Source organism: Ruegeria sp. Alg231-54 (assembly GCF_900143525.1).
Classification (GTDB): domain Bacteria; phylum Pseudomonadota; class Alphaproteobacteria; order Rhodobacterales; family Rhodobacteraceae; genus Ruegeria.
The window spans coordinates 428,104-450,220 of record NZ_FREZ01000001.1 but is presented as its reverse complement, the minus strand read 5'-3'; the positions used below and the strand labels follow the sequence as shown (position 1 = coordinate 450,220).

The 22,117-nt window shown below is 56.9% G+C and carries 20 protein-coding genes; 14 read left to right on the top strand and 6 right to left on the bottom strand.

Annotated elements, in window-relative coordinates; all coding sequences use genetic code 11:
• Positions 1-111: 111 nt before the first annotated feature.
• The 4 genes from DHN12_RS02290 to DHN12_RS02275 form a co-directional block, all read right to left on the bottom strand.
• The gene (locus tag DHN12_RS02290; protein WP_108858706.1) at positions 112-348 is read right to left on the bottom strand and encodes a BolA/IbaG family iron-sulfur metabolism protein; all 237 of its coding nucleotides are present in this window, start codon (positions 346-348) and stop codon (positions 112-114) included.
• Positions 349-484: 136 nt separating this feature from the next.
• On the bottom strand, positions 485-2,644 hold the full coding sequence (gene purL / locus DHN12_RS02285) for a phosphoribosylformylglycinamidine synthase subunit PurL (RefSeq protein ID WP_108858705.1): 2,160 nt from the start codon (positions 2,642-2,644) through the stop codon (positions 485-487).
• Positions 2,645-2,832: 188 nt separating this feature from the next.
• On the bottom strand, positions 2,833-5,082 hold the full coding sequence (locus DHN12_RS02280) for a mechanosensitive ion channel family protein (RefSeq protein ID WP_108858704.1): 2,250 nt from the start codon (positions 5,080-5,082) through the stop codon (positions 2,833-2,835).
• A gap of 277 nt (positions 5,083-5,359) precedes the next feature.
• Complete coding sequence (locus DHN12_RS02275) at positions 5,360-6,265, bottom strand: LysR family transcriptional regulator (RefSeq protein ID WP_058271530.1); 906 nt, start codon at positions 6,263-6,265, stop codon at positions 5,360-5,362.
• Positions 6,266-6,436: 171 nt separating this feature from the next.
• Here DHN12_RS02275 and DHN12_RS02270 point away from each other — a divergent pair, with 171 nt between their 5' ends.
• From DHN12_RS02270 to DHN12_RS02225, 10 genes are all read left to right on the top strand, one after another.
• Positions 6,437-9,856 (top strand): indolepyruvate ferredoxin oxidoreductase family protein, encoded by a 3,420-nt coding sequence (locus DHN12_RS02270; protein WP_108858703.1) that lies wholly within the window; start codon positions 6,437-6,439, stop codon positions 9,854-9,856.
• Between the two features lie 80 nt (positions 9,857-9,936).
• Positions 9,937-10,815, top strand: coding sequence for a lysophospholipid acyltransferase family protein (locus DHN12_RS02265; protein ID WP_108858702.1), 879 nt, complete (start codon positions 9,937-9,939; stop codon positions 10,813-10,815).
• Positions 10,816-10,823: 8 nt separating this feature from the next.
• Positions 10,824-11,633 (top strand): glutamate racemase, encoded by an 810-nt coding sequence (locus tag DHN12_RS02260; RefSeq protein WP_108858701.1) that lies wholly within the window; start codon positions 10,824-10,826, stop codon positions 11,631-11,633.
• A 94-nt stretch (positions 11,634-11,727) separates the two neighbouring features.
• The gene (argC, locus tag DHN12_RS02255; RefSeq protein ID WP_108858700.1) at positions 11,728-12,756 is read left to right on the top strand and encodes an N-acetyl-gamma-glutamyl-phosphate reductase; all 1,029 of its coding nucleotides are present in this window, start codon (positions 11,728-11,730) and stop codon (positions 12,754-12,756) included.
• Between the two features lie 7 nt (positions 12,757-12,763).
• Entirely contained in the window at positions 12,764-13,210 is a 447-nt protein-coding gene (gene ccmE / locus DHN12_RS02250) for a cytochrome c maturation protein CcmE (RefSeq protein WP_108858699.1), read from the top strand.
• A gap of 123 nt (positions 13,211-13,333) precedes the next feature.
• Positions 13,334-13,945 carry a holin-associated N-acetylmuramidase gene (locus DHN12_RS02245; protein WP_108858698.1) on the top strand — a complete coding sequence of 204 codons (612 nt, stop codon included), beginning with the start codon at positions 13,334-13,336 and terminating at the stop codon, positions 13,943-13,945.
• Positions 13,936-14,514, top strand: coding sequence for a holin family protein (locus DHN12_RS02240; RefSeq protein WP_108858697.1), 579 nt, complete (start codon positions 13,936-13,938; stop codon positions 14,512-14,514). Before DHN12_RS02245 ends, DHN12_RS02240 begins: the two co-directional genes overlap by 10 nt.
• A gap of 74 nt (positions 14,515-14,588) precedes the next feature.
• Positions 14,589-16,553 (top strand): heme lyase CcmF/NrfE family subunit, encoded by a 1,965-nt coding sequence (locus tag DHN12_RS02235; RefSeq protein WP_108859081.1) that lies wholly within the window; start codon positions 14,589-14,591, stop codon positions 16,551-16,553.
• Entirely contained in the window at positions 16,550-17,005 is a 456-nt protein-coding gene (locus DHN12_RS02230) for a cytochrome c-type biogenesis protein (protein ID WP_108858696.1), read from the top strand. Before DHN12_RS02235 ends, DHN12_RS02230 begins: the two co-directional genes overlap by 4 nt.
• Before the next feature lie 75 nt (positions 17,006-17,080).
• Complete coding sequence (locus tag DHN12_RS02225) at positions 17,081-17,857, top strand: enoyl-CoA hydratase-related protein (protein ID WP_108858695.1); 777 nt, start codon at positions 17,081-17,083, stop codon at positions 17,855-17,857.
• 5 nt (positions 17,858-17,862) lie between these two features.
• Here DHN12_RS02225 and bmt read toward each other — a convergent pair whose 3' ends face one another.
• The gene (gene bmt / locus DHN12_RS02220) at positions 17,863-18,879 is read right to left on the bottom strand and encodes a betaine--homocysteine S-methyltransferase (protein ID WP_108858694.1); all 1,017 of its coding nucleotides are present in this window, start codon (positions 18,877-18,879) and stop codon (positions 17,863-17,865) included.
• 116 nt (positions 18,880-18,995) lie between these two features.
• Positions 18,996-19,313: a DUF1476 domain-containing protein gene (locus DHN12_RS02215; protein WP_108858693.1), complete on the bottom strand. Its 318-nt coding sequence runs from the start codon at positions 19,311-19,313 to the stop codon at positions 18,996-18,998.
• A 187-nt stretch (positions 19,314-19,500) separates the two neighbouring features.
• Between DHN12_RS02215 and purC the strand changes: the two genes are divergently transcribed.
• From purC to purQ, 4 genes are all read left to right on the top strand, one after another.
• Positions 19,501-20,256, top strand: a complete 756-nt coding sequence (gene purC, locus DHN12_RS02210) for a phosphoribosylaminoimidazolesuccinocarboxamide synthase (protein ID WP_108858692.1) — start codon at positions 19,501-19,503, stop codon at positions 20,254-20,256.
• A 138-nt stretch (positions 20,257-20,394) separates the two neighbouring features.
• Positions 20,395-21,063, top strand: a complete 669-nt coding sequence (locus DHN12_RS02205; RefSeq protein WP_058271543.1) for a MarC family protein — start codon at positions 20,395-20,397, stop codon at positions 21,061-21,063.
• A 118-nt stretch (positions 21,064-21,181) separates the two neighbouring features.
• Positions 21,182-21,412 carry a phosphoribosylformylglycinamidine synthase subunit PurS gene (gene purS / locus DHN12_RS02200; protein ID WP_058271544.1) on the top strand — a complete coding sequence of 77 codons (231 nt, stop codon included), beginning with the start codon at positions 21,182-21,184 and terminating at the stop codon, positions 21,410-21,412.
• Between the two features lie 23 nt (positions 21,413-21,435).
• On the top strand, positions 21,436-22,104 hold the full coding sequence (purQ, locus tag DHN12_RS02195; protein WP_108858691.1) for a phosphoribosylformylglycinamidine synthase subunit PurQ: 669 nt from the start codon (positions 21,436-21,438) through the stop codon (positions 22,102-22,104).
• Positions 22,105-22,117: the final 13 nt, after the last annotated feature.

The window sequence follows — 22,117 nt, the reverse complement described above, 5'->3', positions numbered from 1 at the left end:
GCGTGATGGGTCTTCGTGCAGAGCGGCTACGCCTGACAATGGCGACGACATAAATTCCGACGATGCCGACAAACACGGCGCCCCAAAGCGAATATGCCCAAAAAGCCGTGCTCACTCAGGCACTTTCGTGGTCAGCGCCAGAGCGTGTAACTCTCCGTCCGCGCCGTCCATCTTGCCCTTCAGGGCCGAATAGACTGCGCGCTGCTGTTGCACCCGGTTTTTCCCGCGAAAGCTTTCGTCCACGACCATTGCGGACATATGCACGCCATCGCTTCCGCCAACCTGAATTTCCGCATCCGGAAAGGTTTCGCGCAGTAGGGCTTCGATTTCGTGGGCGCTCATCGGCATGTAGGTTTCTCCTGAAGGTCTTTCTCAAGATGTAGAGCGCCCGGGCGGGGCGTGCAAGGGGAGGATAGGGGCCCTGAAACGACAAAACCTGCGCCAGGACAGGCGCAGGTTTCATGTTGCAAAGATTGCTTCGGTGTTAGGCGACAGCCTCAGCAAAGCTGGTGCGGAACGTGGTAGCCAGATCCTCTAACGCGGCCTCAGAGCTGCCAACCCGAATGCTGTCGCCAGTGAACCGGCCTACGGACACCAAGGGGACCCCTGCCTGACCAGCAGCGATCATCAGTGCCTCGGCCTGATCAAAGTTGCACGCAACCAGATAACGGGCCTGATCTTCGCCGAACAGGAACTCAGTCGAGGCTTCATCGAGGTGAACGCCGACGCCTGCGGATTCCGCCAACTCAAAGGCTGCCAGCGCCAGACCACCGTCACCCAGATCCGTGCAGGCCTTGATCATCTCGCGGTTGGCCCGGATGAACTCGCCGTTGCGTTTTTCAGCATCCAGATCGACATGCGGCGCGTCGCCGTCTTCGCGGTTGAACACTTCGGCCAGCAGGGCGGATTGGCCAAGATGGCCATTGGTTTCGCCGATCACCAGCGCAACATGGCCCTCGCGAACCTCGTTGCCGATGATCTCGTCCGTGTGGTTTAGCAAGCCTACTGCGCCAATGGTCGGGGTCGGCAGGATCGCCTGACCATCGGTTTCGTTATACAACGAGACGTTGCCCGACACGATTGGCATATCCAGCGCGGCTACGGCTTCGCCGATGCCTTGGATCGCGCCGACGAACTGGCCCATGATCTCGGGCTTTTCGGGGTTGCCGAAGTTCAGGTTGTCGGTGGTCGCCAAGGGGTTGGCCCCAACGGCGGTCAGGTTGCGGTAGGCCTCGGCCACAGCTTGCTTGCCGCCCTCAACGGGGTTTGCCCGTACATAGCGCGGGGTTACGTCGCTGGTGAAGGCAAGCGCCTTGTCAGTGCCGTGCACGCGGACCATGCCTGCGCCCAGACCCGGCGTGCGGGCGGTGTCGGCCATAACCATGGTGTCGTACTGCTCATAAACCCACTGCTTGCCTGCGTAGTTTGGCGAAGCGAGCAGAGCGCGCAGACCGTCGATCGGGTCGATTTGCGGGACTTCGGCCAGCTCTTCGGCTTCCGGCGTGGCTTCCCATGGGCGGTCGTATTCCGGTGCCGTCGAGGACAGCTTGGACAGGACCAGATCGGCTTTGACTTCGCCGTTGTGAAGGATCAGGAAGCGGTCTTCGGCAATGGTTTCGCCGACGATTGCGAAATCCAGGTCCCATTTTTCGAACACAGCGCGGGCCTCAGCTTCAAGCTCGGGCTTGAGGACCATCAGCATGCGTTCTTGTGATTCAGACAGCATCATCTCATAGGCTGTCATATCTTCTTCGCGCTGAGGAACGTTCTCCAGATCCAGACGCACACCCAGACCGCCCTTGTCGCCCATCTCAACGGCGGAACAGGTCAGACCCGCTGCGCCCATATCCTGGATCGAGATCACGGCACCGGTCTGCATCAGCTCAAGCGTGGCTTCCATCAGGCGCTTCTCGGTGAACGGGTCGCCGACCTGAACAGTGGGGCGCTTTTCTTCGATGGTGTCGTCGAACTCGGCCGAGGCCATGGTTGCGCCGCCAACGCCGTCACGTCCGGTTTTTGCACCCAGATAAACAACGGGCATACCGACGCCAGAGGCCGCCGAATAGAAAATCTTGTCGCTGTCGGCCAGACCTGCAGCAAAGGCGTTTACAAGGCAGTTGCCGTTATAGGCAGGGTGGAACCGCACTTCGCCACCCACGCAAGGGACACCAAAGCAGTTGCCATAGCCGCCAATGCCTTCGACCACGCCGTTGACCAGTTGGCGGGTCTTGTGGTGGCCGGGCTCGCCAAATGACAGCGCGTTCATCGAGGCGATGGGGCGCGCACCCATGGTGAAAACGTCGCGCAGAATGCCGCCAACACCTGTGGCCGCACCCTGATAGGGTTCGATATACGAGGGATGGTTGTGGCTTTCCATCTTGAACACCACCGCCTGACCGTCGCCGATATCCACCACACCTGCATTTTCACCCGGTCCGCAGATTACCTGAGGCCCAGAGGTCGGCAGGGTACGCAGCCATTTCTTGGACGATTTGTAAGAACAGTGTTCGTTCCACATGGCCGAAAAGATGCCGAGTTCGGTAAAAGTCGGCTCGCGCCCGATGATCTCGAGGATCATATCGTATTCTTCGGGCTTCAACCCGTGTGCGGCAATCAGATCCGAGGTGATGGCGGGCTCTTGCATCGTGTGTCCTTGTCCAGGTTGGCCGGGATTGCGGGCCTTTTAGGGCAAGGTGCCGCTTGTGGAAAGGGTCAAGTCAGCGCAGGCCAATTGTGAAAGTAAAAACGGAACCGGCGATTGGGCCGGTTCCGTCTGTTGTTTGGACTTTGCGGGTGTCATCCGCTGACTTATCAGCGGATGATCCGATGTCGTTAAGCTGGGTTCTGAGCCTTTCTGGACGCATCTGCAGCCGCAGCGCCAACTGCTGCTTTTTGTTCTTCGGTCAGGTTTTCAGCTTCGTCCAGTCCCGGGATGGCGACACGAACTTCGCGACGGGCAAAGTCGATGCCGTTTTCCTTGAAGGCAGCCTTAACCCGGTTGAAGATCTCTTTGCGCAGGGTGAACTGCTTGCCCGGTTTGGCCATGAACTTGCCGCGGATGATCATGCCGACATCGTCAAAGTCGAACACGCCCTGAGATTTGAAGGGCTGCAAGAAGCCGTCCTTGTGAACTTCGTCCTCCATCATCTCGGCACCGATCTTCTTGAAGATCTTCTTCACCTTGTTCGGGTCTGTATCGAAGGGCACCGTGAATTTCAGCTTCATGATGACCCAGTCGCGGCTGAAGTTGGTGATCTTCTGAATCTCACCATAGGGGATGGTGTGAACCAGACCGCGGTGGTGGCGCAGTTGCATGGAGCGGATCGAGATCTTTTCGACCGTACCCATGGTGCCGCCGATATCGACATATTCGCCAACCCGGAACGCATCGTCGATCAGGAAGAAGATTCCACCGACAATGTCCGAAACAAGCTTTTGCGCACCAAAGCCGATGGCCAGGCCAAGAATACCGGCACCAGCAAGCAGCGGCGTGATATCCAGCCCCAGCGCGCCAAGCGCGAGCAGGACAAAGATAACCGCAATCGCGACCTGAGCGGTCACACGCAGCAGGGGCAGAACCGTCGCCAGACGTGATCCACCAGAACCGCCGCCTTCGCCCGCTTCTTGATCAGCACTTTGTTCAACGGCAGTTTGCTCTTTCGCAAGGCGACGGTTGATCCAAAGCGAAACGACCTCGTTCAGGATGTAGCCAACAGCAATGATGATGAAGAACTGGATGACCTTGCTACCGGATTCATCCCCACCACCCGCGATTTCACTGAGGTCGAGATCCCATGCCCGGGCAATCATCAGGATGACAAGAATGCCGGCCAAAACCCGACCAATCCGGATATAGCTGCGTTTAGTGGACTTGTATGCGCGTTCGGCCACCGGTCCTTCGCCAAGCATCGGCGGTTGCAGATGGCGAACCAGCCCACGTATCAGCGTATCCAACGCAGGTGCGATCAGCAGCCATGCCATGGTGGTGAAATGCGCCCCCTTGACCAGCAGCGCCAAGGACGAAGGATTGCGTTGCGCCACGATAAACTCGACCAGCAGCCAGATTACCGCCGACACGCCGATTGCGAAGTAGGGGTAGTAGTGGGCGACTTCCTCATCAAATTTGGAGTGATCAGGGTCGGTACCCAACATCATCTGAGACAGGCCTTCGCGCGCGGTCCAGGCGATGACGCCGATATAGATATGGATCGCTGCGTTCAGCCAGAAACCAATGCGTGTTTCGCCGCCGGTAATGCCGTTCAGCCTGTTGAAATGAAGCAGGAACAGCGTGAAACCGACCAAAATAAGCAGACCGATCAGGTTGCGGTGTAGGTATTTCGCCCAGTGATCATCAATGTTTACCAGCCGGTAGTGTGGTTTGCTTGGTGCAAGTACGAACCGCGAGGCCGCTGCGCCCAAGCGCGGAATCCAGATCAGGTAAAAAACGAAGGGTGCCGCGTAGGTGATTTGTTCCGGAGTCAGAAGCCCACGCCCGACCGCGCGGATGACGACATAGAACACGACCAATCCTGCGATCTCGCGGCAAAAACGGCGAAACAGGTACCTGACGGCGCCCCAAAGGTCATTTTCATCCCCAACTTCAGCATGTTCGTGCCACCGGCGAGTAAGGAATTCGAACAGCTTTTCCGCGAGGAAGCCGACGACAAGAACACTGAGGATCAGGCCCAGCAGGGTAAACGCGCCGGTTGTACCAAAGGTTGCCGAAAAGTTTTTGAAAGCGTCGGCTTGCGCACTGAAGATGTTCGGGACCGTGACGATAACCTGAGTCCACGACGCCACCATTTCGGCCCAGATCTCATTGATTTCTGTAATTGGGTCTTCGCGCTCTTCCGCTTCGGCGGCGTTTTTTTCCGCAACCGCGTCCAGACGCTCCAGCAAAATCGCGCGGACCTGGTCGTCGGACATACGTGCGACCATGTCATCGACTTGTTCGGGCGTCAGATCCTCGGGGATTGTGACGGTAGCCGGTGCACTAGAGGTACTAGTGACCTGGGCAAGTGCTGGCCCGGATAATAGCGCAATAGAGAGGAACGCCATTAACAGGCGAGTGAGGTGAAACATCGAATCTGTCCTCGACCATAAGTCTTAATGATTTTTTCGTGATCATAGGCTTAAGTGCAGGATTTTCCCAGATGTTTCACCCATTTCAGATATGAATTTAGTGTTGCGGGCAAAAAAAAGGCCGAGCACTAAGCTCGGCCGTAGTCCAACAGGGAGGTGAAGATGATGAGCGTTACAGCATCACCGCCTTCGATTGCTCATTTAGGGGGCGGTTTGTGTACTATCAAGGTTTTATAGACTGATCGCAGATCATTGCCGCTATGCTACTGGTGCATATCTACAGTTTTCCCATCTGCTTCAACTGCTTGCGCTGCGCAATGATCTCATCCTGAACAAAATCGCGGAATGCCGCGACGCGTTTGGAATGGCGCAGTTCCTCGGGGTAGGCGAGATAAACCGGGACATCGGCGGTTTCGATATCCGACAGGATCGACTGCAGATGCGGAAAGTCATGGGTCACGTAATCCGGCAACACGCCGATGCCGAGGTTGTGTAAAACACCCTGCAAAACGCCGAAATAGTTGTTCACCGTCAACAGAGAGGTCGGATTGTAGGTCATCAGGTGCCGGACCATCATTGCGCTTGCGCCGACCTGCGGGGCCGAGGGTGTCTGGCAGATCAACCTGTGTTTCGAGATGTCTTCGGGACTTTCCGGGCTGCCGCGTTCTTCCAGGTATTCCGGCGTAGCGTAAAGCTGCATTTGCACGGTCATCAGGCGTTTTCGCACCAGATCGGCCTGGCTGGGCTCTTTCATGCGGATGGCAACATCAGCCTCGCGCATCGGCAGGTCGAGAACACGCTCCTCCAGCATCAAGTCGATGTTCAGATCGGGGTATTGCTCGTACAGTTTTGGTAGGCGCGGCGCCAGCCACAGTGTACCGAAGCCAAACGTGGTGGTGACGCGCAAAACTCCGAACACTTCTTCTTCGCTGTCGCGAATGCGGGCAGCGGCGGCGTCCAGACGTTTCGACATGGCCGAAGTTGCGTCGAACAACAACTCACCCTGTTCGGTTAGAATCAGGCCGCGGGCGTGGCGATGAAAAAGTGTCGAATCAAGCGACTCTTCAAGCGCGCGGATCTGCCGGCTGACCGCGGATTGGGACAGATTCAGCTTGTCCCCCGCATGAGTCAGGCTGCCCGCATCCGCAACCGCGTGAAATATCCTTAACTTGTCCCAATCCATCGCCGCAACTTTCGTTATCCTTCCGAAGCCCTATATGAAATAGGTAACAAGTTCTACATTCAAACTGTTGAAACGTTACAATAACAGACTGGTAGGTCCTATACAGGTCAGCTTTTTTGACCTAAAATGCGTATGAATGAAGCACACTGATCTGACGAGGGGAGGCGTCCGATGAGTCAGCCACAAATATCGCTAAACGACCGGTTCGATCTTGAGAAAAACCCCGTTCTTTTGAACGGCACACAGGCGCTGGTGCGTCTTATGCTGATGCAAAAGGCACGGGACAATGAGGCGGGTCTGAATACTGCGGGTCTTGTGACCGGATACCGCGGCTCGCCCCTTGGGGCTGTAGATCAACAGATGATGCGAGCCCAGAAACATCTGGCTGAAAGCGATGTGACCTTTCAGTTCGGGCTGAACGAAGATCTGGCCGCCACGGCATTGTGGGGCAGTCAACAGGCCGGGTTGCGCGGCGACGGCAAGTTCGACGGAGTCTTTGGACTTTGGTACGGCAAGGGGCCGGGCGTGGACCGTTCCGGCGACGTGATGCGTCACGCGAACATGGCTGGGACCGCCAAACATGGCGGCGTTCTGATGGCAATGGGCGATGACCATACCGGCGAAAGCTCGACCGTTTTGCATCAGTCCGAGTGGTCTTTGGTCGACATGTATATGCCCGTGGTTAGCCCCGCTGGTGTGCAGGAAATCTTGGACTATGGCATCTACGGGTTCGCCCTCAGCCGGTTTGCAGGCGTCTGGGTCGGCCTGAAGACGATGAAAGACACGATCGAGGTTACTTCGGTCGTGGATGGCAGCCCGGATCGCATGAATGTTGTGGTTCCCGAATTCGACATGCCCGAAGGCGGTTTGAACATTCGGTTGGGTGATACACCGCACCTGCAGGAAGCACGGGTCATCGACTATAAGCGGTTCGCGGCCGAGACATTCTCGCGTGCCAACAAGATGGACAAGCGCGTATGGGGCAAGCCGGGTGCGAAAATCGGGTTTGTAGCGGCCGGCAAGAACTGGCTGGACCTGACGCACGCCATGTCACTGCTGAATATCGATGAGGCCGAGGCCGAGCGCCTGGGCATTACGACTTACAAGATTGGTCAGACATTCCCGCTGGATATGGCAGGGTTTCATGACTGGGCCGAGGGTCTGGACCTGATTGTAATCGTTGAAGAAAAACGAAAGCTGATCGAGGTTCAGGTCAAAGAAGCCATCTTTGACGACCGCCGCGGGCGTCGCGTCTACGGCTGGTACAAGGGCGGGGCCGGGACCTTGCATCGGGAAGAGCTGTTCCCGACACGCGGCGCACTGGACCCGATCATGATCGCCGAAAAACTGGGCGATATCCTGATCGAGGAAGGGCGCGATACGGACGGGGTGCGCGCCGGGATGGCCAACCTTTCCGAGGCGCGCCGGGCGGATAATGCAGAAGAGATTGCAACGCGTTTGCCGTATTTCTGTTCAGGCTGCCCGCATAACAGTTCGACCAAACTGCCCGACGGCAGCCGGGCCTATGCGGGGATCGGCTGTCACTACATGGTGCAGTGGATGGATCGGGAAACCACCGGGTTCACCCAGATGGGCGGAGAAGGTGCAAACTGGATCGGCGAAGCGCCGTTCTCGACGACCAATCACGTGTTTCAGAACCTGGGCGACGGTACATACAACCACTCGGGCGTTCAATCGATCCGAGCGGCGCTGTCGGCAGGCGCCAACATCACCTTCAAAATCCTGTTCAATGATGCCGTCGCCATGACGGGCGGACAGGACAACGAAGGAGACCTAAGCGCAGAGCGGATCGTGGCCGAGGTCAAGGCCATGGGCGTTCAGCACGTTGCGGTGGTCTACGACGAAAAAGAAGATGTGAACTTCAAGGCGATGCCGTCGGGCGTGGAAACCTTTGAACGCGCCGAACTGATGAACGTGCAGAAGAAATTCCGCGAGATTGAAGGTGTTTCGGTCATCGTCTATGTTCAGACCTGTGCGGCAGAAAAGCGTCGTCGTCGCAAACGGGGCACTTTCCCCGACCCGGACAAGCGCGTGTTCATCAACTCGGACATCTGCGAAGGATGCGGGGATTGCGGCGTGCAGTCGAACTGTGTCTCGATCGTTCCGAAAAAGACCGAACTTGGGCGTAAGCGCGCTATCGACCAGTCCAGCTGCAACAAGGATTTCTCTTGTCTGAAAGGATTTTGCCCGTCTTTCGTGACGTTGGAAGGGGCAAAGATCCGCAAGGAAGCCACGACCGAGATCGATTTGCCGGACTTGCCGATGCCCGTTCTGCCGACGATCAACGGTACACATAACGTGGTTATTACCGGTATTGGCGGGACCGGAGTGGTCACTCTGGGCGCTGTGATGGCGCAAGCGGCTCAGATCGACGGCAAGGGCGCCGGGATGATGGAGATGGCGGGTCTGGCCCAAAAAGGTGGCGCAGTGCACATCCACTGCCGTCTGGCCAACCGACCCGAAGATATCAGCGCCATTCGTGTGGCTACCGGCGAGGCGCATGCGCTGATCGGGGGCGACCTTGTTGTGTCCGCTGGGGCCAAAACCCTGGGTCTGACCCGCACGGGTCAAACCGGTGCCGTGGTTAACAGCCATGAAACCGTCACGGGCGACTTTACCCGCGACACAAACTTTCAGATCCCCGGCGATCGACTAGAGCTTGCGCTGCAAGCGCGGCTGAAAGAGGGCCTGTCGCTATTTGACGCCACTGATCTGGCGCGCGCGGTTATGGGCGACTCGATCTATTCGAACATGATGGTCTTGGGAGCGGCCTGGCAACGTGGCCTATTACCGATTAGCCATGAAGCGATGTTACAGGCGATCGAGTTGAACGGGACCGCGGTTGAGCGCAACAAACGCGCCTTTGATATCGGCCGTTGGGCCGTTCTGCATCCGCAGGACGTCACCGCGATTTTGAACCCTCAGGTGACTGAGCTGCCAAAAACTTTAGAACAGCTGATTGATTTCCGTGCGCAGCACCTGACCGACTACCAAGGCGCCCGTCTGGCAAAACGTTATCGTAAGCTTGTCGATAGCTTCGAGGATGAATCCGTCAAAGAGGCCGTCGCAAGAGGGTATCATAAGCTGTTGTCCTACAAGGACGAATACGAAGTTGCGCGTCTGCTGCTGCGTAGTCGCGAACAGGCTGCGGCCGAGTTTGACGGCGACTTCAAAATGACCCTGCACCTTGCGCCACCGATATTGGGTGGAAAAGACGCAGAAGGCCGGCCACGCAAGCGCGCATTCGGAGAGTGGATGTTGGGTCCGTTGAAGCTGCTTTCCTGGTTGAAAGGCCTGCGTGGTACTCCTCTGGACATCTTTGGCTACAGCACCGAGCGACGGATGGAGCGCGCCTTGATCCGGCAATATGAACATGATCTCAAAGAGATAACGCCCTTGGTTACACCACAAGCTCACGATGCGGTTGTCGCTTTGGCCAAGCTGCCGCTTGAGATTAAGGGCTTTGGCCCGGTTCTACTTGAAAACGAGGCTAAGGCCGCAAAAAGGCGCGAAGAACTGTTGGCGACCATTCGAAATGGCGGTCCTGAAATACAAGCCGCCGCTGAATAATCCGTCACAAGCCTGTCACGATAGCTAGGCAAAATTGTTACTTGGCACTATCTAGCAGGTGCCAAGTATCGGAGTTCGAAATGCCCTCGCGCCGCCATGTTGCTCGTGACATCTCTTATGCCTATTCCGCCGAAACCAAAGGCGGGCGTATGGTCATTAAGTTGATGGAGAACACAACGGGCCGCATGCGCCTGATCAAGCGTGCAGATGGGTATGAAAAAGTGGTGGCCGACGGGCGTGATTTCTGGTCGGTCATGGTTGAGAGGTACGGGCTTTCGCTGGATGTGGTCGGCGGGTCGTTGTCGAACATCCCCCGAACCGGGCCGCTGATCCTGATTGCCAACCACCCGTATGGCATTTTGGACGGAATGATGATGGGTCACATTTTGTCCGAAACGCGCGGCGATTTTCGCATTCTGGCAAACCATGTGTTTCGCAAGGCTGAAGACTTGGACAACATTGTCTTGCCGATATCGTTTGAAGAAACGAAAGAGGCGATGAAGCAGAATATTGAAACCCGGAAAACCGCGCTGAACTATCTTGGAAATGGCGGTGCAATAGGAATTTTTCCGGGTGGAACGGTCAGCACGGGTCTAAAGCCGTTCTCCCATCCGATGGATCCGGGGTGGCGTGGGTTTACTGCAAGAATGGTGGCCAAATCTGAGGCTGCCGTAGTGCCCGTTTTCTTTGACGGTCACACCTCGCGCCTGTTCCAGATTGCCAGCCATCTGCACAACACTTTGCGTATGGGACTGCTGATCAAAGAGTTCAAGAAACGCGTCGATACGCCGGTTAAAGTGGTCATCGGAGAGCCGATTTCCCGCGACGTTTTGGACCCGTTAGCCACCGACAAACGCAAGATGATGGATTTCTTGCGCAAAGCCACGTATGAGCTGTCCCCAAAGCCGCTGAAGTCCTATGACTACGGCTATGAATTTGAGGAACGGCATCGCGCCTGAAGGAGTAAATGGCAGTAGGCATCTTTGATTCCGGGTTGGGCGGTCTGACCGTCTTGAACGCCGCGCAGAAACGTCTGCCGGACGTGGATTTTCTGTATTTCGCGGACAGCGCACACGCGCCCTATGGGGTGCGGGACGCCGAAAACATCTATGGCCTGACACGCAAGGCTGTAAACGATCTGTGGAACCGGGGCTGTGATCTGGTGATTCTGGCCTGTAATACTGCAAGTGCGGCTGCATTGCGCCGGATGCAGGAAGAAGGTGTGCCCGAGGGCAAGCGCGTGCTTGGTGTGTTTGTGCCGCTGATAGAGGCGCTGACGGAACGTCAATGGGGCGATAACAGCCCGCCGCGGGAAGTCGCCGTCAAACACGTGGCCCTGTTCGCAACGCCTGCCACAGTGTCCAGTCGGGCCTTTCAGCGGGAATTGGCATTTCGAGCCATCGGTGTAGATGTCGAGGCGCAGGCCTGTGGAGGTGTCGTGGACGCCATCGAAGACGGTGACATGATCCTGGCCGAAGCGCTGGTGCGGTCGCATGTAGATGCGCTGAAACGCAAGATGCCCGAGCCGCAGGCGGCGATTCTGGGTTGCACCCATTACCCGCTGATGGCCGAAACCTTCCAACGAGCCCTTGGGCCGGATGTTCAGGTGTACAGTCAGGGTGATTTGGTCGCCGAAAGCCTGGCGGATTACTTGCAACGGCATCCGAGAATGCAGGGTGACGGCGACGGCGGCTTTCTGACCACCGGCAAGCCCGCGTTTGTCAGTGACAGGGCGACGCAATTCCTCCGACGAAAAATCACCTTCGACGCCGCCTGACTTAGGTCAAGGACGCAACCTGTTTGATCCCGTAGTTCAACGACCGTCACACCGGCGATCGTATCCTGTGACACACTGAAACAAGAGGTCTCACATGACCCATAGAATCGCAATTCTGGGCGCATCTGGTTATACCGGCGCTGAACTGGTGCGGCTGATCGCCGAACACCCGAATATGGACATCGTCGCGCTGGCCGCCGAGCGAAAGGCTGGTCAGTCGATGGCGCAGGTCTTTCCGCATCTGCGGCACATGGACTTGCCAGATCTGTGTAAAATTTCCGAGATCGATTTCTCGCAAGTCGACCTGTGTTTTTGCGCGCTGCCGCATAAAACCAGCCAAGAGGTCATTCGGGACTTGCCCAAAACCCTAAAGATCGTCGATCTGTCCGCGGATTTCAGGCTGCGCGACCCCGAAGAGTACGAGAAGTGGTACGGAAACCCGCATGTGGCAATGGAGCAGCAGGAAGAGGCGGTCTATGGCCTGACCGAGTTCTATCGCGATGAGATCCGCAATGCGCGCCTTGTGGCCGGAACCGGCTGCAATGCGGCGACTGGTCAGTACGTGCTGCGCCCACTGATTTCGGCCGGCGTCATTGATCTGGACGATATCGTGTTGGATCTGAAATGCGCTGTGTCCGGGGCAGGGCGGTCGCTGAAGGAAAATCTGCTGCATGCAGAGCTTAGCGAAGGTTACAACGCCTATGCGATTGGCGGCACGCATCGCCATCTGGGTGAGTTTGATCAGGAATTCTCGGCTCTGGCCGGGCGGACTGTTCATGTGCAATTCACACCACACCTGATCCCGGCCAACCGGGGTATTCTGGCAACGACTTATGTCAAGGGTGATCCGAGCAGCGTATATGAGGCGCTGGCAAAGGCTTACCTAGACGAACCCTTTATCCAGATGCTGCCCTTTGGCGAGGCACCCTCGACCCACCATGTGCGGGGATCGAACTTCTGCCATATCGGTGTGGTGGCAGACCGGATAGAACGCCGGGCCATCGTGATCGGCGCGCTGGATAACCTGACAAAAGGTAGCAGCGGGCAAGCCTTGCAGAACGCCAACCTGATGTTAGGTGAGGATGAAACCCGGGGTCTGATGATGGCCCCCTTGTTCCCGTGAGGACGGTATGAAAACGCTCAAGAAACGTCGTAGAATTCAGGTTATTGTGCTGGCAGCTGTCGCTTTGGCGCTGTCGACGGCGTTGATTGGGTATGCCATGCGGGACGGCATCAATTTCTTCCGTTCACCCAGCCAAGTGATCGCCGAGCCCCCTAAACCGACCGAAGTATTTCGGATTGGCGGGCTGGTCGAAGAAGGCTCGATAGTGCGGGGGCAGGGCAAGACGGTACGCTTCGTCGTGACCGATGGTGGCGATAGTGTTCCCGTAGCTTTTACCGGCGTTCTGCCGGACCTGTTCACAGAAAATCAGGGAATGATCGGCACCGGATCTTACGTAAATGGCGTTTTCGAAGCCACTGAAATTCTTGCCAAACACGATGAAACCTACATGCCGAAAGAGGTCGTTGATGCCCTGAAAGAACAGGGCGTCTACAAAGAGGTCGACGGAGGCTGATCCGGGACCGATACCTAACTTCAAACAGGGGCGTTGCGTGCACATGGCACACAGCGCCCATTTTCATTGCCACGGGTTAACTAATTTGCCCGAGCCTTTGCGCAATCAAAGGCGGAGGGTGCGATGCAAACGGTTCGGCAAATTGCGACTGAGATCGTAGGGCGAGAGGTCGGGTTCGTAGATGACCCGGATGATCCAAGCGGCGCAAGGAACTATGGTGTGACCGTTCATACCATGCGGCGTCTGGGTCTGGATTTGTCTAGTGATGGGGTGGTGGACCAAGCGGATGTGCGAAGGCTCACCAAAGCGCAGGCCATTGATATTTTCGTCCGACATTATTTTGAGCTTCCGCGCCTGAGACTGTTGCCCCAGGTGGTCCAACCCTCGGTTTTTGACATGTACGTCAATGCCGGTGCGCAGGCAGTCCGCAATCTGCAGCGATTGTTGTGCGAAATGGGATTCGACGTAGTCGTTGACGGTGTTGTCGGGCCACAGACAGCTCGGGCATGCCAAAGCGCGGCCAAGCCCGACCCGGTAACGTTCGCAGATGCCTATGGGGTCGCGCGCCGCAACTATTATTTCCGTCTCGCGGACCGAAGGCCCGCGTCCCGCAAATACGCGCGTAGCAGGGCGGGCGGTAAAGGGGGCTGGATCCGACGAGCGGAAGAGTTTGTTTCGCCCTCCTATCATCTGACGGATGCAGAGTTCCAAAAGAGGGTTTCACGATGGGATTGATCTCGGGCATTTTGGGTTTTCTGTTTGGAAACGAGCGCAACATCATACGCGAAACTGTCGAAGTCTTTCGGGAAAATGCCGAAAGCGGCGCCGAGAGGGGTTTGCAGGTCCGACAACAGGCCGTCAGTCAGTTCGCGGCAGAATTCCATGGCGCTGGAAAAGCTCCGTTTGATCGGTTTATCGACGGTCTTAACCGCCTGCCCAGGCCCGCGATGGCACTGGGAACGCTTGGTCTTTTCGTGGCAGCCATGGTCGATCCGGTCTGGTTTTCGGCGCGTATGCAGGGGATCGCCCTAGTACCCGAGCCGTTGTGGTGGTTGCTGGGGGTGATTGTGTCCTTTTATTTCGGCGCGCGGCATCAGGCCAAGGTGCAAGAATTGCAACGCGAAATTTCCGCCACTATGATGCGCACTCCGCAAGTGGTTGGGAACCTAAAGGCGCTGGCGGCGATGCGTAGCGACAGCGTGGGTGTGGCCAAACCCGGCCCGGACGCGGCACTGACAGCAGACACAATAAAATCCGACGAAAACCCTGCGTTAGAGACATGGCGGCGCAAAAGGGCCGGCTGACCCGCGACACTATGTTCGCGGCAAGAGGGCGAAAGTGATTGGTGCTTGTCACGCAACAGGATTATATCCGGGGCATGATTACAGAACTTGGCCATTTCGCCCTGATCCTCGCCTTCCTCGTCGCAATCGTGCAGTCGATCGTTCCCTTGATCGGCGCAGCCAAACGCTGGGTCGGCTGGATGGGGGTCGCGGAACCCGCGGCAATCGTCCAGTTCTTGCTGGTTTCTTTCTCGTTCGGAGCCTTGGTCTGGGCGTTCGTGACTTCGGACTTTTCCCTGCGTGTGGTCGTCGAGAACAGCCATTCGGCCAAGCCGATGCTGTACAAGATCAGCGGGACGTGGGGAAACCACGAGGGCTCGATGCTGTTGTGGGTTCTTATCGTGTCATTGTTCGGAGCGATGGCTGCGTTTTTCGGAGGTGGCTTGCCACCGACATTGAAAGCGCGGGTTCTGTCGGTTCAATCGATGATTGCGGTGGCGTTTTTTGCGTTCATCCTGTTCACCTCGAACCCCTTTGATCGGCTGATCGTCGCCCCGTTTGACGGTCGCGACCTGAACCCGTTGTTGCAGGATCCCGGCTTGGCCTTCCATCCGCCGTTCCTGTATCTGGGTTATGTGGGGCTTAGCATGGCATTCAGTTTTGCTGTGGCCGCCCTGATCGAAGGGCGTGTTGATGCCGCATGGGGCCGCTGGGTGCGTCCGTGGACCCTGGCCGCGTGGATATTCCTGACCATTGGCATCGCTCTGGGATCATGGTGGGCCTATTACGAGCTGGGTTGGGGTGGTTTCTGGTTCTGGGACCCGGTGGAAAACGCCTCGTTCATGCCATGGCTTTTGGCCGCTGCCCTGTTGCATTCCGCCATCGTCGTGGAAAAACGCGAAGCGTTGAAAAGTTGGACCATCCTGTTGGCCATCATCGCATTTGGCTTTTCGCTGATCGGGACATTCATCGTGCGGTCGGGCTTGCTGACTTCTGTGCATGCCTTTGCAAATGACCCGGAACGCGGCGTCTTTATCCTGATCATTCTGGTGCTTTTCATCGGTGGGGCACTGACCCTGTTCGCGGCCCGCGCACAAGCGATGGAGGCAAAGGGTGTGTTCAGCGTGGTCAGCCGCGAAAGCGCGTTGATTCTAAACAACATCCTGCTGGCGGTCAGCTGTTTCGTGGTATTCTTCGGAACGATGTGGCCGATGGTTGCCGAGATGGCGTTCGACCGTAAGCTCTCGGTCGGGGCGCCATTCTTCAACGCGGCCTTCACGCCCTTCATGGTGGCCTTGGGAATTGCTTTGCCGATAGGGTCCATGTTGCCATGGAAACGGGGCAAATTGGGCAAGACGGCCTATTCCCTGCGCTATGTGTTCATCTTGTCGGTCGCGTTGGCCCTGTTGGTCTGGGTTATGCAGACTGGGCGCAGCGCCCTTGGGCCAATCGGACTGTTTCTTGGGGCCTGGATCACTTTAGGTGCGGCTGTGGACTTGTGGAGCCGCACCGGTCGCAAGGGCAGTATCCAACGTCTGTTCCGCTTACCTGGCGCGGACTGGGGTAAAGCTGTGGCTCATACCGGGCTTGGCGTGACCATCTTTGCCATTGCCGGTCTGACCGCGTGGGAAGTTGAAGATATCCGCGTTGCGCAGCCCGGTCAGCCGTTTGAAGTTGGGCAGTTCACATTGACGCTTGAAAATGTCCGCGACGTGCAAGGGCCGAACTATTTTTCAACCACTGCGGATGTTCAGGTTGAAAAGAGCGGTCGGTCTATGGGCACGCTGCATCCCGAGAAACGCAATTACCCCGTTGCCCGGATGCCTACTACCGAGGCGGCGATCGACTATCGCTTTTGGGGCGACCTGTATGTCGTGATAGGGGACCAGCAAGCCGATGGTGGTTGGGTCATGCGGACTTACATCAAACCTCTGGCCAACTGGATCTGGGGCGGATGTATCCTGATGGCATTGGGCGGGCTTCTGAGCTTGACTGACCGCAGGTTCCGGGTGGCAGCGGGGGCGCGCAAAGCACCTTCGGGTGGAGTACCGGCGGAATGAAGCGTCTGATCCTGATTTTAGCCCTGATCGCGTCGCCCTTGTTTGCGGTGCAGCCAGACGAGGTACTGGAAGATCCGGTCCTGGAGCAACGCGCGCGTGACCTGAGCACCGGTCTGCGCTGCCTTGTCTGCCGTAACGAAAGCATCGACGAAAGCAATGCCGAACTTGCCCGCGACCTGCGTCTGTTGCTGCGCGAACGGCTGGTCGCGGGTGACACGGATGAAGAAGCCGTCGATTTTATCGTGGATCGTTACGGTGAATACGTTCTGTTGAAGCCGACGGTAACGGGGGCGAACCTGATGCTTTGGCTGGCCGGTCCGATCATGCTGTTGATCGCCGCCGTGATAGGCTGGAGTTTTTTACGCAACCGATCTCAGGCGGTGGGCACGGAAGTCAAGGACGGCCTCAGCGAAGCTGAGAAAGAACGCCTGCGCCAGATTCTTGATGACTGACCCACCGTATTTCTTTCCCTTCGTCTTGAATTGAGTCAGGGTTCCCTAATGCCGTGAGCATGGGGAGAGGACTACATGGACTATGAGGCTATACTGCTGGAAATCACTGACAATCTGGCAGTGGTAACCCTGAACCGGCCCGACAAGATGAACGCGTTGACCGCGCAGATGCGGGCCGAGGTCACCCATGCGATGACACATGCAGCCCGGCATGCGCGGGCAATCGTGGTGACAGGGGCAGGGGGCGCCTTCTGCTCGGGTCAGGACCTGGGCGATTCTTCCAGCACTGGCCGGATTGATCTGGAACGCACACTGCGCGACGAATACGATCCCATGCTGGAATCCATCTACAACTGTCCGGTCCCAACTATCGCAGCCGTCAACGGACCAGCTGCCGGGGCCGGGGCGAACATTGCGCTCAGCGCTGATGTGGTGATTGCGACTGAAAGTGCGTATTTCCTGCAGGCGTTTTCCCGTATCGGCCTGATGCCAGATGCGGGCGGCACATGGTTCCTGCCACGCCAGATGGGGTTCGCCAAAGCCATGGGTGCGGCGCTGTTTGCCGACAAGATCAGCGCTAAACAGGCGGATGAATGGGGCATGATCTGGGAAGCGGTGGCCGACGACAATTTCGACGCGCATTGGCGCAAGAGGGCCGCTTATCTGGCCAACGGTCCAACCATCGCATTTGGCGCGATCAAACGGGCGATCCGCGGAACTTACGACAACACTCTGCCGCAGCAACTGGAGATAGAGGCGCATTTGCAGGGTGATTGCGGCCGGTCGCGCGACTTTGCCGAGGGCGTCGTAGCCTTTATGGAAAAACGCCCCCCGAAATTCGAGGGGCGCTGAAGGCTTTAAGCGCGACGCCTACGGCGATTGCGCCGTTCGGGCACTGCCGCATCGTCTCCGGTACCGTCCGAGGCTGATGAGAACGGGCCCAAAGCATCCGTGATCTGATCCAGTGTCGGGCGCGTGGCGCGGCTAGTTGTATCCAGTGCCTCGCGCATTTTGCGCAGGTGATCTGGCATGGTGCCACAGCACCCGCCGATGATCGTGGCACCCGCATCCCGTGCCATCGCGGCGTACTGCCCCATCAATTCAGGTGTGCCGTCATAGTGGATATGGCCATCGACATATTTTGGAATGCCCGCATTACCTTTGGAAATCACCGGGCGTTCCGTGCCCTGCGCCGCAAATCCAAGCACAGTACGCAGGATGTCTGACGCACCGGTGCCGCAGTTGGCCCCAAAAGCGATCGGCGGATTAGGCAGGGTCTCGACCAGTTGGGCCAGTTCAGCAGAGGTCACACCCATCATGGTACGTCCGGCAGTGTCAAAGCTCATAGTGCCGCACCAGGGCATGTCGGCCAGCGCAAAAGCTTCTGCCGCCGCTCTGAATTCTTCGGGTGCGCTGATGGTTTCGACCCATAGAACGTCCGCGCCGCCAGCTTTGAGTGCTTCGGCTTGCTCGTGAAACATCTCAACAGCGCCGGCATGGGACAGGCTGCCAATCGGCTCCATGATCTCACCGGTGGGACCAACCGAACCTGCGACAACAACGGTGCGTCCAGACTTGTCCGCCACTTCACGGCCCAGTTCGGCACCGATCCGGTTCAACTCACCAACCCGGTTATGGGCGTCGTGCAGTTTCAGGCGCGCGGATGTGCCGCCGAAGGTGTTGGTCAGAAACAAGTCGCTGCCGGCGTCAACCGAACCTTGGTACAAAGCGCGGATTTTATCCGGTGCTTCGACATTCCACAGTTCGGGCGCGTCACCTGATTGCAGGCCCATATTGAACAAGTTCGTGCCCGTGGCACCATCGGCCAGCAAAGCATCATTTGTTTCCAGAAGTTTATTGAGCGCATTTGTCATGGGGGTATTCCCAAATAGCCGAATAGGGCCGTTATAAATTGAGACGCCCCGTGTCTCATGACCGGGGCATCAAATCAAATTCATAAAACTCATGAAGATCATGAGCCGAGTGTTTTTTATTCGGTTTCGCTCAGGACCTGTGCTTTGGCTTCAGGCAAAAGCTCGGCCATTTTTGCGCGGATTTCCTCGTCGGACGATAGCGCGCCCAAATCACCGGAAACCTTGCGCACAACATCTTCGTGCCCGGCCTCTTCGAAATCGGCGATTACTACGGTTTTGGCATAGGCTTCGGCGTCCTCGCCGGACTTGCCCATCTTTTCTGCGGCCCAGAGGCCCAACAATCTGTTGCAGCGCGCTTGTGCTTTGAACTGCATTTCTTCGTCATGAGCGAATTTTGCTTCAAAAGCGTTTTCGCGTTCGTCAAAAGTGGTCATTGTTTGCGGACCTCATAGCTTACATCTTCTTAATTGATGATATGACTATAGCTGAGCGCCTGTGCAAGGGAATTGCGCTGCGTCAAAGCCTCTCGGTCCGCTGAACTTGCGGGAAAGGGGGGCTTGGACTATGAGGGCGCCAACGCGAAGGGACTCATTCCCTCGCCCCGGACTGGAAAGGTCGCTCATGGCGCGTCGCAAAAAGATCTACGAAGGTAAGGCCAAAATTCTGTATGAAGGCCCAGAGCCTGGCACCATTGTGCAGTATTTCAAGGATGATGCCACCGCGTTCAATGCGGAAAAGAAAGACGTCATCGACGGTAAAGGTGTGCTGAACAACCGTCTGAGCGAGTTCTTCATGAACGGCCTCAACCAGATTGGTGTTCCGACCCACTTCATCCGTCGCCTGAACATGCGTGAGCAATTGGTGCGCAATTGCGAGATTGTTCCGCTTGAAATTATCGTTCGCAACTATGCCGCGGGAACAATGTCGAAACGTTTGGGCATTGCCGAAGGTACACAACTGCCGCGCCCGATTGTCGAATATTGCTATAAAGACGACGCGTTGGGCGATCCGCTGGTTACCGAGGAACACATCGCTGCCTTTGGTTGGGCCAGCCAACAGGACATGGACGATATCCTGAGCCTCGCGCTGCGCGTCAATGACTTTATGAGCGGCATGATGCTGGCTGTCGGCATTCGTCTGGTCGATTTCAAGATCGAGATTGGCCGTGTTTATGACGGGGATTTCCAGCGTTTGATCGTAGCCGATGAAATCAGCCCCGACAGTTGCCGTCTGTGGGATATCGAAACCGGTCAAAAACTGGACAAAGACGTATTCCGCCGCGATCTGGGCAGTCTGACGGACGCCTATTCCGAAGTCGCACGCCGGCTGGGCGTTTTGCCGAAAAGTAACGTCGCTAAGCCTACGCTGATCAACTGATCACACAGGCGAACCGCATATTGTTAAAAGCACCGCTTTACCCAAAGCGGTGCTTTTTTCTTTGTATCTAGCGGTTTGACAGGGTTACCGGTTGTCCGGCATTGTCGGGCAAATACGAAAACGAGGGTGGCGCTATACATGGCCGAATTGTTTGATCAGGCAGTTTTTCTAAAATTCCTTGCAGCCCTTCTGGCTATTTTCAACCCGCTCTACGGAATCCCGATTTTTCTTAGCATGACAAAAGGATATTCGGCCCCCGAACGTCGGCGGGTAGCGTTTATCGTGACAGGGACGGTGATTATAGTCGGTTTGATAGCGGTTGTGATCGGAGAAGAGATCCTGGCTGTGTTTGGGATCGACATACCTTCGTTCCGTATTGCCGGGGGGCTAATCATCTTCGGAATTGGTATGTCGATGCTGAACGCGTCGGACAGGCCGCAAGGGGATCAGCAAGCTGTAGAGGATGGGCATAGGAAAAAAGAAAACATCGCCGTTGTACCACTTGCTATTCCGTTGACTATCGGGCCTGGCACTATTGCGATAACAATCGTTTACTCTCATACGCTTAGCGATGGTGCCGAAGTAGTAACCCTTGGAACGGCAATCGTGATCGCCTGTTTGATCGTTGGCCTTGGCTTGTTGTTCGCCGATCCGATCTCGCGCCTATTGGGTATGACGATGATTAATGTCATCACCCGGGTCATGGCTCTCATACTTGTGGCGGTCGCAATCGAGATGGTTTTGACAGGCACGTTCAATGCAATCGACGCGCACTATCCCGGTTTGAATTCCGGTGGTGGCGGGTAGCGGGTGTAAGTGCGGTCATCTGCCCACTTCAAGAAGGGTTGTCGAACGCCTTCCAGCGCGTTATCCCCCGCGCAACGGAACGGGCCGACAACATCGGCCCTCAGGTGGAGTTGCGCGAATGAAAGCACGTGTGCATGTAATGCTCAAGAACGGGGTCCTCGACCCGCAGGGTGAGGCGGTGCGTCACGCATTGGGTGCCATGGGCTTTGATCAGGTCGAAGGTGTGCGGCAGGGCAAGGTGATCGACCTTGAGCTGGCCGAAGGCGCGACCGAGGCGGACATCACCGAGATGTGCGAAAAGCTGTTGGCCAACACGGTCATCGAACGCTACGAAGTCGAACTGGTCTGAACCTTATCCCCGGAGGCCCCGCCATGCGCGCAGCTGTCATCGTATTCCCAGGGTCCAATTGTGATCGGGATCTTGCCGTCGCTTTCGAACAGGCTGGTTTTCAGGTCGATATGGTCTGGCACAAGGACGCCGCGCTGCCCGAAGGTGTGGATATCGTCGGTGTTCCGGGTGGCTTTTCCTACGGCGACTACCTGCGCTGCGGTGCCATCGCCGCACAGTCGCCGATCTGCAAGGCCGTGGTCGATCATACCAAACGTGGCGGTTATGCCGTTGGTGTTTGCAATGGGTTTCAGATCCTGACAGAAACCGGCATCCTGCCGGGTGCGTTGCTGCGAAATGCCGGTCTGAAATACATCTGCCGAACGATTGGCCTGAAGGTGGAAACCAGCGACAGTGCCTTCACCGAAGGTTACAATGCGGGCGATGTGATCGGTATTCCGATCGCGCACCATGATGGTAACTATTTTGCGGATGACGCCACACTGGCCAAACTGCAGGATCAGGATCGGGTCGCGTTCACCTATACCGAGAATCCGAACGGCTCGGTTGGAGATATTGCCGGTATCCTGTCTGAAAACCGTCGGGTGCTGGGAATGATGCCACACCCTGAACGTGCGGCAGACGACGGCCATGGCGGAACGGACGGAACGGCATTGTTCCGCGCATTGTCTGGCATTCTTACTCCGGCGTGACTTGAGCTTACGA

Coding starts and splice junctions, on each gene's coding strand:
- DHN12_RS02290 (WP_108858706.1), bottom strand. CDS start 348: ATGCCGATGAGCGCCCACGAAATCGAAGCCCTACTGCGCGAAACCTTT.
- purL (WP_108858705.1), bottom strand. CDS start 2,644: ATGCAAGAGCCCGCCATCACCTCGGATCTGATTGCCGCACACGGGTTG.
- DHN12_RS02280 (WP_108858704.1), bottom strand. CDS start 5,082: ATGTTTCACCTCACTCGCCTGTTAATGGCGTTCCTCTCTATTGCGCTA.
- DHN12_RS02275 (WP_058271530.1), bottom strand. CDS start 6,265: ATGGATTGGGACAAGTTAAGGATATTTCACGCGGTTGCGGATGCGGGC.
- DHN12_RS02270 (WP_108858703.1), top strand. CDS start 6,437: ATGAGTCAGCCACAAATATCGCTAAACGACCGGTTCGATCTTGAGAAA.
- DHN12_RS02265 (WP_108858702.1), top strand. CDS start 9,937: ATGCCCTCGCGCCGCCATGTTGCTCGTGACATCTCTTATGCCTATTCC.
- DHN12_RS02260 (WP_108858701.1), top strand. CDS start 10,824: ATGGCAGTAGGCATCTTTGATTCCGGGTTGGGCGGTCTGACCGTCTTG.
- argC (WP_108858700.1), top strand. CDS start 11,728: ATGACCCATAGAATCGCAATTCTGGGCGCATCTGGTTATACCGGCGCT.
- ccmE (WP_108858699.1), top strand. CDS start 12,764: ATGAAAACGCTCAAGAAACGTCGTAGAATTCAGGTTATTGTGCTGGCA.
- DHN12_RS02245 (WP_108858698.1), top strand. CDS start 13,334: ATGCAAACGGTTCGGCAAATTGCGACTGAGATCGTAGGGCGAGAGGTC.
- DHN12_RS02240 (WP_108858697.1), top strand. CDS start 13,936: ATGGGATTGATCTCGGGCATTTTGGGTTTTCTGTTTGGAAACGAGCGC.
- DHN12_RS02235 (WP_108859081.1), top strand. CDS start 14,589: ATGATTACAGAACTTGGCCATTTCGCCCTGATCCTCGCCTTCCTCGTC.
- DHN12_RS02230 (WP_108858696.1), top strand. CDS start 16,550: ATGAAGCGTCTGATCCTGATTTTAGCCCTGATCGCGTCGCCCTTGTTT.
- DHN12_RS02225 (WP_108858695.1), top strand. CDS start 17,081: ATGGACTATGAGGCTATACTGCTGGAAATCACTGACAATCTGGCAGTG.
- bmt (WP_108858694.1), bottom strand. CDS start 18,879: ATGACAAATGCGCTCAATAAACTTCTGGAAACAAATGATGCTTTGCTG.
- DHN12_RS02215 (WP_108858693.1), bottom strand. CDS start 19,313: ATGACCACTTTTGACGAACGCGAAAACGCTTTTGAAGCAAAATTCGCT.
- purC (WP_108858692.1), top strand. CDS start 19,501: ATGGCGCGTCGCAAAAAGATCTACGAAGGTAAGGCCAAAATTCTGTAT.
- DHN12_RS02205 (WP_058271543.1), top strand. CDS start 20,395: ATGGCCGAATTGTTTGATCAGGCAGTTTTTCTAAAATTCCTTGCAGCC.
- purS (WP_058271544.1), top strand. CDS start 21,182: ATGAAAGCACGTGTGCATGTAATGCTCAAGAACGGGGTCCTCGACCCG.
- purQ (WP_108858691.1), top strand. CDS start 21,436: ATGCGCGCAGCTGTCATCGTATTCCCAGGGTCCAATTGTGATCGGGAT.